Genomic DNA, 14,470 nt, shown 5'->3' on the forward strand with positions numbered 1-14,470 from the left:
ATTAGGACAGTGTGATGCATTGGCTTGCGCTCGGAATGGCATTGCTCGTGGCTGTCGCGATTATCGCGATCGGCACCCTGTATGTCGTGAGCCCAACGACCGCGACGCGCAGTTTCGGCCTGCCGCTGCCTGAAAGCGGCGCCAACACCGTTTGGTGGCTTCGCCTCAAGGGGGTGCGCGACATTGCATCGGGATTGGCCGTACTGGCGTTCATGGCGTGGGGCGCCCCGCGCGGGGTCGGCATCATCCTGCTTGTTGAAGCAATCATCCCCGTGGGCGACATGCTGCTCATTCTCGCGGCGAAAGGCTCCACCAAGAGCGCCTTCGGCATGCACGGCCTCACGGCGGTGCTCATGATCCTGGCAGCCATCCCCATGATGATTGGTGCGGCCTGAGATGGTCCATGCTCTTCCAATTTGGCTACTCGTTGCCGGATTCTTTGGCGCAGGCCTCTTCAACGCGATCGGCACGCCCGGGACGCAAAGTGATTTCGCGCGGTGGGGCTACCCGCGCTGGTGGAGCCGTTTTACTGGTGGACTGGAGATCATGAGCGCCGTTCTGATTGCGCTTCCTGCCAGTCGCAGTGTTGGCCTGGCGCTTGGGGCGGTCATCATTGCGGCTGCGGTTATGACCGTTCTGCACCACCGCGATCTTTCGCACCTTGCGCCACTCGGTGTCTTTGGCGCCTTGATTGCTCTTGCAGCGACCTTGTCCTGAGGGCTGACCTAGCGGTCCTGGAAGGCGAGCCGCGCCCCGAGCCCGACCAGGATGCTGCCGCCGATCCGCTGCATGACCCGCTGCGACCTCTGCGAGCGCTGCAGCTTCGACATCACGGCGCTGGCGAAGAACACGCAGACAATATCGACCGCCGAGAAGGTCAGGTTGACGATGGTGCCGAGCAGAAACAGCTGGGCCCAGACCGGCAGGCTCGCCGACGCATCGACGAACTGCGGCAGGAACGCCAGGAAGAAGATCGCGGTCTTCGGATTCAAAACCTCGACGACGATGCTTTGCGCGAAGGCGCGCTCGGCGGAGAGCGGTGCAAGCTCGGGGCGTTTGGTGTTGTCGCGATCGCGGAACAGCGACAGTCCGAGCCAGACCAGATAGGCCGCACCGGCCAGCTTCATCGCTGTGAATAGCGGCGGCACCGCGTGAAATAGCAGCGCGAGGCCGGCGGCCGCGGCGATGACATGGACGTAGCCGCCAAGATGCAGGCCGAGCGAAGCCAATAGCCCGGCGCGCCGGCCGCCCGCCAGGGTGCGGGCTGCGGCGTAGAGCATGGCGGGACCGGGGATCAGCGCGAAGGTCGCAGTCGTGATCGCAAAGGCAAGGTACAATTCCATCGGGGCTTTCGTCTAGAGCTCCGTTCCGATGGAATCGGAACAGAGCTCCAGATTCTTGTTTTGACGCGTTTTCTTCACGCGAACCGGTATCCACTTCGCTTGAAAACGCTTTAGCTCGCCGGGATCATCGCCGCGACCTCGCGGTCGACAGGATTGTCGCTGGCGCCGAGGCCCGCGATGACACCGGCGCGATCCTCGAGCTTGCGGTTCTGACTCATCTTCTTCTTGGCGTCGATCCGTGTGATCGGCATCCGGAAGCCGACGATGCCGCGCAGCTGAGCCTTGATGAAATCATCAGGCGCATCGCTGACCTGCCAGGCCTCCTTGCGCGTGCTCTCGTGCAATCGGGTCAGCCGCGTGACGACATCGAGCAGGCGGTCGGCATCCTCGAAGAATTCGGCCGCGCCGTAGGCGTGCACTGCGACGTAATTCCAGGTCGGCACCACCTTGCCGTGCTCGGCCTTGGTCACATACCAGGACGGCGTCACATAGGCATCGGGCCCGGTGAAGATCGCCATCGCCTCGCCGACCGCCGGCAGCTTCCACTGCGGATTGGGCCGCGCGACATGGCCGTACAGCGTGCCGTAGTCGCCCTCGTCTGCATCGAGGATCAACGGCAGCGGCGTTCCGATCAGCCCGTCGGCGGTCGCGGTGACCAGCGTCGCAAGCCGCGACGCCCGCATCGCGGCGTGGATCGGGCCGAGCTCATCCATCTTGAAGTGCGGCGGCAAGTACATGGCAGACCTCTGGCAGACCTCATCAATTGTTGCTCGCACAATAGCGCCGAAGTGGCCTATGATAAGAGCCACTTTCGATCATATTGACTGGTCCACTATGCCCCGCCTGCGTACCACGATCAGCATCCCTCCGCTCCGGGCGATCGACCGCACCGCCGGACAGGTCGGACGCCAGATCGCGCAAGCCTTGCGCGCCGCCATCGCCAACGGCGAATTGAAGGCCGGTGAATTCCTGCCGTCGACCCGCGCGCTGGCGGCCTCGCTCGGCGTTGCCCGCGGCACGGTCATGGAAGCCTTCGAGCAATTGCAGGCCGAGGGCTATCTGGTGTCGCATGTCGGAGCCGGCACAAGCGTCGCGCCGACGCTTGCCGAACAAGCGCGGCCCGTCCGCCCGCCCGTCAACCGCAGTTCGAACAAGACCGCGCCGATCCAGTTGCCGCCGCGCGCGATGCGGCTTGCCAAGGTCGCTGCAACCTTCACACCGATGCCGGAGGCGCCGTTCGCGATCCCGGTCCCGGGCGGCGCCGTCGCCCCGGACCAGAACTGGCGGCGCCTCGGCAACCGCGTCCGTGCATCGCGCGCGGCAGCGCCGGCAAGCTACGGCGATCCGCGCGGGCTGATGGAGTTACGGCAGGCGATCGCCGACTATGTGCGCAAATCGCGCGCGGTGCATTGCACGCCCGAGCAGGTCGTGATCACGGCCGGCACCCAGCAGGGCCTCTATCTCGCCGGCCGCGTGCTGCTGTCGTCGGGTGATCGCGTGTGGGCCGAGGATCCCGCCTATCCCGGCATGACGGCGGTGCTCGACGATCTCGATTTCGTCACCACGCGCGTCGCGGTCGATGCGCAAGGCATCGACGTCGATGCCGCGATCGCCGCGTGTCCGAATGCGCGCGCGGCTTTCGTGACGCCTTCGCATCAATATCCGCTCGGCATGCCGATGAGCATGGCCCGCCGCAACGCGCTGGTGGCGTGGGCCGCGTGCCGCGACGCCTGGATCGTCGAGGACGATTACGATAGCGAGCTGCGCTATGCGGGTCATCCTTTCCCCTCGATGCAGGGCCTCGCCCCGTCGCGCGTGATTTATCTGGGCACGCTGAGCAAGGTGCTGTTTCCTTCGCTGCGGCTCGGCTATGTCGTGGCGCCTCTGCCGCTGATCGACGCCTTCGCCGGCGCACGGGCGCTGCTCGACCGGCATTCGCCGACCGCCGACCAGCATGTGCTGGCCGCCTACATGCGCGAGGGCCTGTTCGAAGCGCATATCAGGCGCATTCGCGGTGTCTACGCCGCGCGGCGCGCGACACTGATCGCGGCGCTCGAACGCCACATGCCTGATGACGTCACGCTGCAGCCGAGCGATCAGGGCATGCACCTGCTGCTGTGGTTGCCGAAAGGCATCGACGATGTGCAATTGGCGAAGGCCGCACTTGCCGAGGGGATCGTCGTGCGGCCGATCTCGCTGATGTACGCGCTGAAAGCACGGGCCGGCCTGATGCTCGGCTTCGGCGGATTTGCGCCGGAGGAACTGGAGGCCGCCGCGGTCCGTCTGCGCGGAATCATGGATCGCGGAAGACGTAGACAACCAGATCAGGTTCGCTTGAAATGAAAGCCTCGAGGTGACTGCCATGATGTTCTGGAGTGCGAGCGTAGCTGGACTGGCGATCGCCTATCTGTTCGGGGCGACGCCATCAGGCTATCTGGCAGGGAAGCTGCTCAAGGGCATCGACATTCGAGAGCATGGCTCGAAATCCACGGGAGCAACGAACGTGTTGCGCACCCTGGGGCCATGGCCTGCGCTGGTGGTTCTGCTGGTCGATGTGCTGAAGGGTGCGGCAGCGATCGTGTTTGCCCGCTGGTTCTATCCCTGGCTCGCGACCGTCACGCCGCCGGCCGCGCTTGATCTTGAGAGCTGGACGGCTTGGGCCGTGCCTTGGGTTGTTTGCCTGGCCGGACTTGCTGTGTTGCTCGGACACGGCCGTTCGATCTGGTTGAATTTTACGGGCGGCAAATCCGCGGCGACCGGGCTCGGCGTGTTGCTGGCGCTGTCATGGCCGGTCGGTCTGGGAGCCGCGACGGTCTTTCTCGCCGTGCTGGCCATCTCTCGGATCGTTTCACTCAGCTCGATGCTGGCAGCGTTGACGGCGGTCGCCCTCGTCTGCGCGCTGGAGCAACCGTTGCCCTATCGGTTGCTGGTGATCGCAGGCAGCCTTTACGTGATTGCGCGCCACCGGGCCAACATTCAGCGGCTGCTCGCCGGGACCGAGCCACGGCTGGGACAAGGTGCGCGCCCGACCTAAATCATGAAGACGCGGTCCGAACCGCGCCGCGCGCCGATCTTACTGCTCGAAGGCGGCCTTGAGACGGTTGAGCTGCGGCACCAGCGGGTTGCCGATGGTCGAACGATCCGGCGCCGGCGCGTGGATCGTGGTGTCGAGCCGGCGCACCCGCGCCTGCAGATCCATCGAGCGGGCGATCAGTTGCTGCAATTGCTCCGGCAGCTTGGTGACCATGTCGGCGGGGCCGGGATCGGCGGCCGACAGCTTCACCTTGGTCTTCTCGCGATTGGCCTGGGTCAGCGTCATCTCGCCTTCCTTGACCGCGCGGTGCAGCAACAGCCACGACGCGAGCTGCATCAGCCGCGTGGTCAGGCGCATGCTTTCGGTGGCATAAGTCAGGCTGACGGAACGTTCCAGCGCTTTGGCCTCGGCACGTCCGTCGCCGTCGAGATAGGCGGCGGTCTGCTCGACCAGGTCCATGCCTTCCCGGAACAGCACGCCAAATGCCGCTGAATTGGTCAGCCGTTCGCTGAACAGTACAAGCCCGGCTTCGCTCTGGGAACGATCGGCCATGGTTAACGCCCTCACACCACGTAACGCCCGCTGGCATCTGACGCGCCAGCTTATGATGAACAAATCATTGCGCGGGCGCGCCGAAGAGTCCAGCCGCAACCCGATTTATGGTTTCCGGCCGATAGGACGCACAAAAAAGAGCCGCCGTTTCCGGCGGCTTTTGAAGTTGATAACAGGGAGGCGTCAAACAGAGTGGACAGGAGCCACTCGGTGTCCAAACGAGGACAATGCAGTCATAATCGAGAAAGCTTAACCGACCGTAAATGAGCGGATTTCTTCAGGCTTTGTTTGCCATGTCGGCCATTGACCTAGTTTGGGACAGGTCCAAGTTGATCCCCATGAGTCGTCCCGGCCTAGTGCGCGCACGGGGGCCGGGACCCATAACCACCAATGCCCGCGTTGCGCGCAGGTGCGGCCCAACCGTAGGCGACAAGGAACAGCCGTGGCTATGGGTCCCGGATCGCGCTCGCTTTGCTCGCTTGTCCGGGACGACGTGATGTGATGTCGAAGAGCTAGGACTTGAAGAACGCGTCAGCGGCGTCCTTTGACGCGCGCTTCTTCGTCATCGCCTCTTTCAACCGATCGACTTCCGCAGTGAGCAGCGCGATCCGCTCGGTCAAATCCTCGACCGAGAGCAGGTAGAGATCTTGGCCGATCTCGTGGCTGATCTTTTTCTTCGGCCGGTCGTCTTCCTCAATCGGCATGTTGCCCTCCCGGCAATGATGATCTGGCGCCTCGCGTCCAGAGATGATAGATTTTGGGTGAGGAGAATTTTGCAGTGACTTTCGTGCGCGCGCAACATCTGACGCGAATGCCCCGGCCCGACCGCAAGGAGTCTGACCGGACGGGATAGCGCGCGTCGACGCGCCAGGCATGAGCCGACCCCAAGCCCTTCCGATCATGCGGGAGGGCTTTTTGATTTTCCGATTTGATCTTTCGGGGGTCGGCATCAGCAAACGCGAAAGACCTTAACCCATGACCAGAATTCTCATCACCAGCGCGCTTCCTTACGTGAACGGCGTCAAGCATCTCGGCAATCTGATCGGCTCGCTGCTGCCCGCCGATGTCCATGCCCGGTTCCGGCGGCAGACCGGCTGCGACGTGCTGTTCATCTGCGCCACCGACGAGCACGGCACCCCCGCCGAACTCGGCGCCATCGAGGCCGGACAGGATGTCAGGGAGTTCTGCGATGCGCAGCACGCCGTCCAGGCCGACATCTATCGGCGCTTCGGTCTGTCCTTCGATCATTTCGGCCGCACCAGCGCGCCGCATAACCATGCGCTGACGCAGCACTTCCATCGCCGGCTCGACGCAGCCGGGTTGATCGAGGCGCGCACCTCGCAACAGGTATGGTCGCCAGCCGACCGGCGCTTCCTGCCCGACCGCTACGTGCTCGGCACCTGCCCGCATTGCGGCGATCCCTCCGCGCGCGGCGATCAATGCGACCTTTGCGGCACGCTGCTTGATCCGCCGGAACTCATTGATCCGCACTCGGCGCTATCAGGCGACCGTGCGCTCGAGATCCGCGACAGCAATCATCTGTTCCTGCGCCAGTCGCAGCTGGTCGAGACAATCGGCGCATGGATCGACAGCCGCACCGGATGGCCGCCTTTCGTGGTCTCGACCGCAAAGAGCTGGCTCAATGCAGATCTGCGCGACCGCTGCATCACGCGCGACCTCGCCTGGGGCATCCCCGTCCCGCGCGACGGCTTCGACGGCAAGGTGTTCTATGTCTGGTTCGATGCGCCGATCGGCTACATCGCGGCGACACAGGAATGGGCCGCTGCCGCGCCTGATCGCGACTGGCGACAATGGTGGTGGCAGGCCGACGACGTCAGCTACATCCAGTTTCTCGGCAAGGACAACATCCCGTTCCACACCGTGAGTTTTCCGGCGACATTGATCGGCTCCGGCGAGCCTTGGAAGACCGCAGATGTCATCAAGGGATTCCACTGGCTCAATTACGAGGGCGGCAAGTTCTCGACCAGCAGGAAGCGCGGCATCTTCACCGATGCGGCGCTGGATGAACTGCCGGCCGATCTCTGGCGCTGGTGGCTGATCGCCAACGCGCCCGAAAGCGCCGACACCGATTTTGGCGTCGCGAGATTCGTTGCCGACGTGAACAAGGATCTCGCCGACATCTTCGGCAACCTCGCCAACCGTATCATCAGCTTTGCCCATCGCGCCTTCGACGGCCGCATCCCCGAAGGTGGCGTGCCCGGTGAGGCCGAGCGAGAGCTTGCGCATGATCTGGAGCAGCGCATCGCAGCGCTCCACCGCCATCACACCGCACTGGAGTTTCGTGCCGCGGCCGCAACGACGCGCGCGATCTGGGACACCGCGAACGCGTACCTGCAGCACGCAGCACCATGGACCGCCATCAAGTCTAATCCAGTCCGCGCGGCGGTCATCACCCGCACGGGACTCAATCTCGTCGCGCTCTGCGCCACGCTGGCGTGGAGCATCGTGCCAACTCTGTCGGAACGCGTGCTCCGCGCCTTCGGCCACGACGACGCCGTGCCGTGCTGGCCCAATGGCCCACTCACCCCGCTGCTGGATCAAGGCGCCGGCACGCCGGTTGCAAAGCTCGGCCCGCTGGTCGAGAAAATCACCCCCGAGAAAGCAGGCCATCTGACGGCGCGGTTCGGGGCTTAAGGGCGTTTCGCTTCGTAGCAAAAGGCGGTATGCCACAAGCCAATCCTCTTCACCGACCAGGGACGAATCATGACAAACCTGCCCGCGCAAATGACCGTCGTTGCCATCAGCAAGCCCGGTGGCCCCGAAGTTCTGGTGCCGGAAACCCGCGCGCTGCCGGTGCCGAAGGCCGGCGAAATCCTGGTCAAGGTCGCGGCCGCCGGCGTCAATCGCCCCGACGTCGCGCAGCGCTCCGGCTCCTATCCGCCGCCGCCCGGCGCAAGCGACCTGCCCGGCCTCGAGATCACAGGCGAAGTGGTGGCGCTCGGTGAAGGCGCGACGCACAAGATCGGCGACAAGGTGATGTCGCTGGTCGCCGGTGGCGGCTACGCGCAATATTGCATCGCGCAGGACGCGCAGGCGATGACCGTGCCGCCGCAGCTCACGATGCAGGAGGCCGGCGCCATCCCGGAAACGCTGATGACGGTCTGGCACAATGTGTTCGAGCGCGGCGCGCTGAAGGCCGGCGAGACGCTGCTGATTCACGGCGGCTCGTCGGGCATCGGCACGATGGCGATCCAGCTTGCCAAGGCGTTCGGCGCCAAGGTGATCGTCACCGTCGGCTCGCAGGACAAGGCCGATGCCTGCCTCAAGCTCGGCGCCGATCACGCGGTCAATTACAAGATTGACGACTTCGTCGAAGCCGTGAAGACGGCCACCGGCGGCGCCGGGGCAAATGTCATCCTCGACATGGTGGGCGGCGACTATATCGACCGCAACTACGACGCCGCCGCGGTTGAGGGCCGCATCGTCCAGATCGCGTTCCTGTCGGGAACACCGAAGGCGTCAGCCAATTTTGCCAAGCTGATGGTCAAGCGGCTGCACCACACCGGCTCGACCCTGCGCCCCCGTAGTAATGCGGACAAGGCGGCGATGGTCGCGGCAATCGAGGCAAAGGTGCTGCCCTTGTTGCGCGAAGGCCGCGTCAAGCCGCTGATGGACAGCACATTCCCGCTGGAAAAGGCCGCCGACGCGCACCGGCGCATGGAGACCAGCGAACATATTGGCAAAATTGTGTTGGTCGTTTAACTCTCGCGACGGAAGCAGGGGCGGAAACCCTTTGATTCCCTTCGCTTTCGTGTCATTTATCGCGCCACCGCCGGGCCGGTCGCCGGGCCCGGTCAGTTTGTCGATCGCGGAGTACTGACATTGCGTCTGATCAGGTGCCTTGCGCTGCTCGCGCTGGGCCTCATGATGTTTGCTGCTGCGCCTGACGCGTATGCGATCGATGCGGTCAGCGTGCGCAGCGATGCGCCGGCGATCGACCTCACCGCTGTTCTCGACCATCAACGCAGCGAAACCGACCGCATCCAGGTCTCCACCGCACCTGGAACCGACGGCATCGTGCGCCGCATCGAAGTCCGCGCCCGCGAAGGCGGACAGAACTGGGTGGTGTTCGCACTCGCCAACAACACCGACGACCAGCTCGACCGTCTGATCGTTGCGCCGCACTACCGCATCGTGTCATCAGGCCTGTTGTGGCCCGACCTCGGCCTGTCGCGCATCGCCACCATCACGCCGTCGGTCGGCGATCGCCCCGAGCGGCAGGAGAGCCCGACCGCCGACGTGTTCCGCATTACGCTCGATCCCGGCGCTGTCGTCACCTTTGTCGCGGAACTGCGCACCGACAAGCTGCCGCAGCTCTATCTGTGGGAACCCGACGCCTACAAGGACAAGGTCAACTCGTTCACGTTGTACCAGGGCATCGTGATCGGCATCTCGGGCCTGCTCGCGCTTGTGCTCACGATCTTGTTTGTGGTCAAGGGCAGCATCATGTTCCCGGCCGCCGCGGCGCTGGCCTGGGCGGTGCTGGTTTATATCGGCGTCGATTTCGGCTTCTGGGGCAAGGTGCTCGACATGTCGAACAACGCCGAGCGCGTCTGGCGCGCGGCGGGCGAGGCGATCCTCGCGGCGACCTTGCTGGTGTTCCTGTTCGCATATCTCAATCTCAGTCGATGGCATGTGCGCTACTCGCACATCACGATCGGCTGGCTGCTCTTCCTCGGCTCGCTGGTGGCGCTGGCGCTGTTCGATCCCGCGGTCGCCTCCGGCATCGCGCGGATGTCGTTGGTGATGATCGCCTTCGCCGGCTTCGCGCTGATCGTCTATCTCTCGACCCACGGCTTCGACCGCGCGGTGCTCTTGATCCCGACCTGGTTCCTGCTGGTCGTCTGGGTGGTCGCGGCCGGCATGACGGTCGCGGGCTCCGTCACCAACGACATCGTCGGCCCCGCGCTGCTCGGCGGCCTGGTGCTGATCGTGATGCTGATCGGCTTCACCGTGATGCAGCACGCCTTCGCCGGCGGCGGCGCCACCACCGGCGTGGTCTCCGATGTCGAGCGCCGCGCTTTGGCGCTGACCGGCTCCGGCGATCTGATCTGGGACTGGGACGTCTCCGCCGACAAGGTGTTCACGAGCCCCGAGACCGAGGCGCTGCTCGGCCTGAAGCGCGGCACGCTGGAAGGCCCGGCCGCGAAATGGCTCGAAGTGCTGCACCCGCTCGACCAGGACCGCTTCCGCGCCGCGCTCGACAGCGTGCTCGACCAGCGCCGCGGCCGCCTGGTGCAGGATTTCCGGCTGCGCACGCCCGACGGCCACTTCATGTGGTTCGCGCTGAAGGCGCGGCCGGTGGTCGGCTCCGACGGCGAGGTCTCGCGCGTGGTCGGTACGCTCACCGACGTCACCGAGTTCAAGAACTCCGAAGAGCGGATGCTGCATGACTCCGTGCATGACAATCTGACCGGCCTGCCGAACCGCAGGCTGTTCATGGACCGGCTCGGCGCGGTGGCGAACCTCGCCAAGACCATGCCGAACCTGCGGCCGACCTTGATGGTGATCGATCTCGACCGCTTCAAGCAAGTCAACGATTCCGTCGGGATCGCGGTCGGCGATTCCATCCTGCTGACGCTGGCGCGACGTCTCACGCGCATCCTCAAGCCGCAGGACACGCTGGCGCGCATGGCGGGCGACCAGTTCGGCCTGATCCTGCTGTCCGAGCAGGACCCGGCGCGGATCACCAATTTTGCCGAGACCATCCGCAAGACCATCCGCGCGCCGATCGCGTTCAACGACCGCGAGATTTTCCTGACCGCCTCGATCGGACTGGCGCTGTCCGATCCGGCCGCGCCGCTCTCGGACGAGATCATCAAGGACGCCGAGCTTGCGATGTATCACTCCAAGCGGATCGGCGGCGACCGCATCGACGTCTACAAGCCGGCGATGCGGGCGCGGAAGACCGACCGCCTGACCTTGGAGAGCGACCTGCGCCGCGCCATCGAGCGCCAGGAGCTCACGATCCTGTACCAGCCGATCGTGCGGCTCGAGGATCGCGCGATCGCGGGCTTCGAGGCGCTGGTACGCTGGGACCATCCCAAGCTCGGCCGGATGTCGCCGTCGGAATTCATCAACGTCGCCGAGGAGACCGGCCTGATCGTCGATCTCGGCATGTTCGTGATGGACCAGACCGCACGCCAGCTCGCGGTGTGGCAGCGCGCGATGCGGGCGCGCGAGCCGATCTTCGCTTCGGTCAACGTGTCGTCGCGGCAATTGCTGCGCCACGACCTGATCCACGATATCCGTACCGTGCTGTCGCGCTCCTCGGTGGCGCGCGGCACGCTGAAGCTGGAACTGACGGAATCGCTGGTGATGGAGAATCCGGAGCACGCCGCCCAGATGCTGGCGCGGATCCGCGAGCTCGGCACCGGCCTGTCGCTCGACGATTTCGGCACCGGCCACTCCTCGCTGTCCTATCTGCAGCGCTTCCCGTTCGACACCATCAAGATCGACCAGTCTTTCGTCCGCACCACGAGCCGCGGCACCCGCCCGGTGATCCTGAAATCGATCATCGCGCTGGCGCACGATCTCGGCATGGAGGTGGTCGCGGAAGGCGCCGAGACGGATTCGGATGCCGTCGAGCTCTACCAGCTCGGCTGCGAATACGCCCAGGGCTTCGCCTTCGGCGAGCCGATGGATGCGGATGCCGCCACCCGCCTGCTCACCGAGGAACGGCTGGAAGCCGCGAGCTAGCGCGCAATCAAGTAAGTCAGCATCAGTCTCGCAGCGGACTCGCTGCACCTCTCCCGCTTGCGGGGGAGGTCGCAGCGCATCGAAGATGCGGTGCGGGTGGGGGCTTTCTCCGCAATGCGACTCGCGGAGAGAGCCCCCACCCCAGCCCTCCCCCGCAAGCGGGAGAGGGAGCGCACCTTCTGCGAGGTTGCTGTCCGACCTGGTCGCATCATGCTCTACCGCGGCTTCGGCATTTTCTTGAACCTGACGCTCTTGCCGTCGGCCTGGCGCGTGGCGATGTAGCCGGCGTCGAGACAGGCTTCGCGCTGCGGCATCTTCTCCTGCGGGCTGCGCAGGGTTTCCCACCATGACGCCCGGTGCGCGGCGCGCGGCAGCGCCGCATCGATGATCGCCTCGATCTCCTCGAAGGTCAGGACGAATTCGGGCAGATGCTGCTTCTTCAGATAATCCCGCAGCGCGTCGTAGTCGTTCACAACGTCCTCGATGACAAAAAACCAGGTTTCGGCAACCACCCGTTAACCCATTCGGCGGCCGCTGTCGCCATTTAAGGCGACAACAAGATTTCCCGTTGCATGACCAAGCTTTGGAGCGGGAAATGTCATTTCGACGGGGAAACGACGCAAGGCGGCGCTGGCGGCTATCGGCCAAGCTGCTGATCGCCGCGTCGGTCGCGACCGTCCTCGGCTTCTCCGCGGTCTGCGCCGGCGTGATGTTCGACATGCGCCGCGGCGAGGAGCAACTGGCCCGCCAGACCCTGGAGAATTTCGCGTCAGGCATCGAGGCCGACATCAGCCGCAACATCGAGCTCTACGACCTGTCGCTGCGCGCGGTCGCCGGCAATCTCGAGATGCCGGAGATCCGCAATGTCAGCAAGGAACTGCGCCAGCTGATCCTGTTCGATCATGCCGCGACCGCCAAGCATTTCGGCGCGATCCAGGTGTTCGACAGCAAGGGCGACCTGACCATCGACGCCGCGAGCCTCGACCCGCGGCCGGAGAACCGCAGCGACGAGGAATACTTCACGGTCCAGCGCGACCATCCCGATGCCGGGCTGTATATCAGCCGGCCGATGCTGCATCGCGGCGCCTACGCCATCGTGCTGAGCCGGCGCATCGTCGGCGAGGACGGCCGCTTTCTCGGCGTCGTGGTCGGCTCGATCCGCTTCAGCTATTTCCACGATATGTTCGGCCGGCTCAACCTCGCGCCGGGCGACACCATCACCGTGCTGCGCAACGACCGCACCATCATCATGCGGACGCCGTTCGATCTCGACGTGATCGGCAAGAACCTCGCCGAGCAACTGGACTGGAAGGCCGAGAATCTGAAGGCGGGCGGCGCCTACTCCGGCAAGGGTCCGGTCGACGACACGCCGCGGCTCTACGTCAGGCGCAGCAGCTCGGGCCCGCTCTACGTCGTGGTCGGCAAGCCGCTCGAAGCCGTCTTCAACCTCTGGCGGACCGAGGCGATCCGGATCGGCGCGATCATGGCGTTTCTGGTCCTGTTCGTGCTCAGCGCGACGCTGGTCCTCGCCCGCGAGATCGTCCGCCGCGCCGACGCCGAGGACAAGCTCGAGGAGCTGGCGACGACCGACGCCCTCACCGGGTTGAAGAACCGGCGCAAGTTCGACACCGAGATCGAGCGCGAGTGGCGCCGGGCGAGCCGGCACGGCCAGCCGGTCGCGTTGTTGATGATCGATGCCGATCATTTCAAGGCCTATAACGACACCTACGGACACCAGGCCGGCGACCAGGTGCTGGTCGGGATTGCGATCTGCATCTCGGATGCGGTGCGCCGCGCCGGCGATTGCCCGGCGCGCTTCGGCGGCGAGGAATTTGCCGTGCTGCTGCCCAGCACCACCCCGCTCGAGGCCTTCAATCTGGCCGAAACCATCCGCGCCAAGGTGCAGCAATGGTGCGAGGGCGAGGTCATCACGACGGTGAGCATCGGCGTCGCCAGCATGCGCCCGAATACAGGCCAGCAATGGTCCGACCTGATCGAAGCCGCCGACAAGGCGCTCTACGCCGCCAAAGCCAACGGCCGCAACCAGTCGGTGCTGGCAACCGCGCCGAAGATCGCGTTGGTCGCGTAGGGCGATCACAGCTCTCGCAACGTCGTCGTTCCTGCATAACTACCAAACCCGTCATCCTGAGGAGCGCGTAGCGCGTCTCGAAGGATGCACGGCCCGGCTGGTGGCCGTCGATCCTTCGAGGCTCGCTCCGCTCGCACCTCAGGGAAATGGGGTAGCGAACGCGACTGCCCCCACGCGTCGTCCCGGCGAAGGCCGGGACCCATACGCCGCGGCCGGTGTTGTGGACGGGAGTCGTCGTTCCAACGTCACGCAACAAGCAGCATTTGTGGTTATGGGTCCCGGCCTTCGCCGGGACGACGGTGAATTTGCGGTGCGGCTTGTGAGTCACACATTCGCATTCTCGCGAAATGAATCGTCCGAGCTTTGCATCTCGTTCCACCCTCCCTTGGACAGAGGGCGCAGGGAAAGCCTGGTGCCGATCGCACCGATGCCTCGAGAGGCCGGCTACTTGCCCCACGCAGCCTTCCTGATCCGCCCCTTGCCGCCGCATTTCTTGCACGGCTCCGGATAGATCTTCCGTCCCGGCTCGCGCGGCTGTTTCACGTCGGGAAAGCCCGTCCCGTTACACGCGTCACACTTCTCTTCATCGGAAACAAGGTGCTTCACCATCCAACGCCCCGGATTGAAAAAATCCGGAAGCCCGCGGCCGCGGACCTCCGCCACCGTTCGGATACGAACGGTGGCGGGATATGGTTTCAGCGTGCATGGCTGCCCTGCGCGGCAACGCAGATG

General features: G+C 64.9%; 13 protein-coding genes. 8 read left to right on the top strand and 5 right to left on the bottom strand.

Translation table 11 applies throughout. The features are described from left to right. The first annotated feature begins 14 nt into the window (after positions 1 to 14). On the top strand, positions 15 to 395 hold the full coding sequence (locus HAP48_RS10510; RefSeq protein WP_166213835.1) for a DUF4267 domain-containing protein: 381 nt from the start codon (positions 15 to 17) through the stop codon (positions 393 to 395). A 1-nt stretch (position 396) separates the two neighbouring features. After that, positions 397 to 717 (top strand): DoxX family protein, encoded by a 321-nt coding sequence (locus tag HAP48_RS10515; protein ID WP_166213834.1) that lies wholly within the window; start codon positions 397 to 399, stop codon positions 715 to 717. Between the two features lie 8 nt (positions 718 to 725). On the opposite strand, the gene HAP48_RS10520 is transcribed toward HAP48_RS10515, so the two are convergent. Further along, positions 726 to 1,343, bottom strand: coding sequence for a LysE family translocator (locus HAP48_RS10520; protein ID WP_166213833.1), 618 nt, complete (start codon positions 1,341 to 1,343; stop codon positions 726 to 728). 110 nt (positions 1,344 to 1,453) lie between these two features. Further along, the gene (locus HAP48_RS10525) at positions 1,454 to 2,080 is read right to left on the bottom strand and encodes an FMN-binding negative transcriptional regulator (RefSeq protein WP_166213832.1); all 627 of its coding nucleotides are present in this window, start codon (positions 2,078 to 2,080) and stop codon (positions 1,454 to 1,456) included. 97 nt (positions 2,081 to 2,177) lie between these two features. Between HAP48_RS10525 and pdxR the strand changes: the two genes are divergently transcribed. Continuing rightward, positions 2,178 to 3,686, top strand: coding sequence for a MocR-like pyridoxine biosynthesis transcription factor PdxR (gene pdxR, locus HAP48_RS10530; RefSeq protein ID WP_166213831.1), 1,509 nt, complete (start codon positions 2,178 to 2,180; stop codon positions 3,684 to 3,686). A 19-nt stretch (positions 3,687 to 3,705) separates the two neighbouring features. Beyond that, positions 3,706 to 4,377, top strand: a complete 672-nt coding sequence (gene plsY, locus HAP48_RS10535; protein WP_166213830.1) for a glycerol-3-phosphate 1-O-acyltransferase PlsY — start codon at positions 3,706 to 3,708, stop codon at positions 4,375 to 4,377. A 39-nt stretch (positions 4,378 to 4,416) separates the two neighbouring features. Here the strand turns inward: plsY and rcdA are convergent, their stop codons facing one another. Together rcdA and HAP48_RS10545 are read right to left on the bottom strand one after the other, a co-directional pair. Next, complete coding sequence (rcdA, locus tag HAP48_RS10540; RefSeq protein ID WP_028333674.1) at positions 4,417 to 4,929, bottom strand: protease adaptor protein RcdA; 513 nt, start codon at positions 4,927 to 4,929, stop codon at positions 4,417 to 4,419. Positions 4,930 to 5,441: 512 nt separating this feature from the next. Further along, entirely contained in the window at positions 5,442 to 5,633 is a 192-nt protein-coding gene (locus HAP48_RS10545) for a DUF1192 domain-containing protein (RefSeq protein WP_166213829.1), read from the bottom strand. 271 nt (positions 5,634 to 5,904) lie between these two features. On the opposite strand from HAP48_RS10545, the gene metG reads away from it, so the two are divergent. The 3 genes from metG (at position 5,905) to HAP48_RS10560 (ending at position 11,649) form a co-directional block, all read left to right on the top strand. Beyond that, positions 5,905 to 7,584 (top strand): methionine--tRNA ligase, encoded by a 1,680-nt coding sequence (gene metG, locus HAP48_RS10550; RefSeq protein ID WP_166213828.1) that lies wholly within the window; start codon positions 5,905 to 5,907, stop codon positions 7,582 to 7,584. A gap of 69 nt (positions 7,585 to 7,653) precedes the next feature. After that, positions 7,654 to 8,652, top strand: coding sequence for an NAD(P)H-quinone oxidoreductase (locus tag HAP48_RS10555; RefSeq protein WP_166213827.1), 999 nt, complete (start codon positions 7,654 to 7,656; stop codon positions 8,650 to 8,652). Positions 8,653 to 8,772: 120 nt separating this feature from the next. Then, positions 8,773 to 11,649, top strand: coding sequence for an EAL domain-containing protein (locus HAP48_RS10560; RefSeq protein ID WP_166213826.1), 2,877 nt, complete (start codon positions 8,773 to 8,775; stop codon positions 11,647 to 11,649). Positions 11,650 to 11,864: 215 nt separating this feature from the next. Here HAP48_RS10560 and HAP48_RS10565 read toward each other — a convergent pair whose 3' ends face one another. Then, positions 11,865 to 12,122, bottom strand: a complete 258-nt coding sequence (locus tag HAP48_RS10565) for a DUF7662 domain-containing protein (RefSeq protein WP_166213825.1) — start codon at positions 12,120 to 12,122, stop codon at positions 11,865 to 11,867. A gap of 122 nt (positions 12,123 to 12,244) precedes the next feature. On the opposite strand from HAP48_RS10565, the gene HAP48_RS10570 reads away from it, so the two are divergent. After that, positions 12,245 to 13,738: a sensor domain-containing diguanylate cyclase gene (locus HAP48_RS10570; RefSeq protein ID WP_166213824.1), complete on the top strand. Its 1,494-nt coding sequence runs from the start codon at positions 12,245 to 12,247 to the stop codon at positions 13,736 to 13,738. The last annotated feature ends 732 nt before the right edge of the window (positions 13,739 to 14,470 follow it).

It is taken from the genome of Bradyrhizobium septentrionale (assembly GCF_011516645.4).
GTDB classification, from domain to species: domain Bacteria; phylum Pseudomonadota; class Alphaproteobacteria; order Rhizobiales; family Xanthobacteraceae; genus Bradyrhizobium; species Bradyrhizobium septentrionale.